The 815-nt window shown below is 67.7% G+C and carries 1 pseudogene; it reads right to left on the bottom strand.

The features are described 5' to 3' along the window. Positions 1–662, bottom strand: a pseudogene (locus JL475_RS39220) (aspartate aminotransferase family protein); the annotation flags it as partial. Between the last annotated feature and the right edge of the window lie 153 nt (positions 663–815).

Raw genomic sequence — 815 nt, 5'->3', positions numbered from 1 at the left:
GTGTTCACGGTGCCGGCGTTGGCGACGATGACGGTCGGGCGATCCGGTGCTGAGGCCATTGACGTCCGGAGAGCGTCAGGGTCGATGGCTTCCCGGCCGGGAAGGGGCGGGACGAGCTCCATCCGCTCTCGCCCGAGTCCCAGTTGTGACAGGGACTTCAGCACACTTGAGTGGGGGCTCGCGGAGAGGATGCGGATTCTGTCCGTGAGGGCGCCGACCCCCGCGTCGGAGACGGATACGCCTACGCGTTCACCCGCCCATTCCCGGGCCGTGGCCAGGTTGACATAGTTGGAGGTCGTCGCGCCGGTGACGAAGGCTCCGTGGAAGCCGTCGCCCAGGCGCAGATGCCGTTGGAGCCAGGTGAGGACCTGACGTTCGAGCTCGGCGAGCAGACCCGTTCCGGAGGTCGCGTTGTTATCGAAGGCGGAGGTGAGCCAGTCGCCGGCCAGGGCCGCTGGATTGGTTCCGCCCGTCACGAATCCCAGATAGCGGGGCCCGGCGCTGGCATGCAGACCGGGGTCAATGGCCTCGGCGAACAATCGCAAGGCCCCGTCCAGTCCGATCGGCTCGTCGGGCCATTCCGGCGGGCGAGTGCGTCCTGCATCCCCTAGCGGGGGGCGGGCCTCCAGTCCCTCGGACACCTCGGCGGCGTAGCTGGCCACGACGGACAGGTGCTCCTTGAGGGATGCCAAGTCCGCCTGCGGTGTGTGCGGGTGGCTCTGGTGGCTCATAGTCCCTCCCTCAGCTTGTTCTTTATGGTCCGGGCTCGAACACCGGGTAGGACACCGTCACTCACCTGGGCATTCGCCGGACAG

The sequence above is a fragment of the Streptomyces sp. M2CJ-2 genome (assembly GCF_016757295.1).
Lineage (GTDB): Bacteria > Actinomycetota > Actinomycetes > Streptomycetales > Streptomycetaceae > Streptomyces.
Note: the sequence above shows the minus strand (reverse complement) of the source record. Positions and strands in the feature narration are given on the sequence as shown.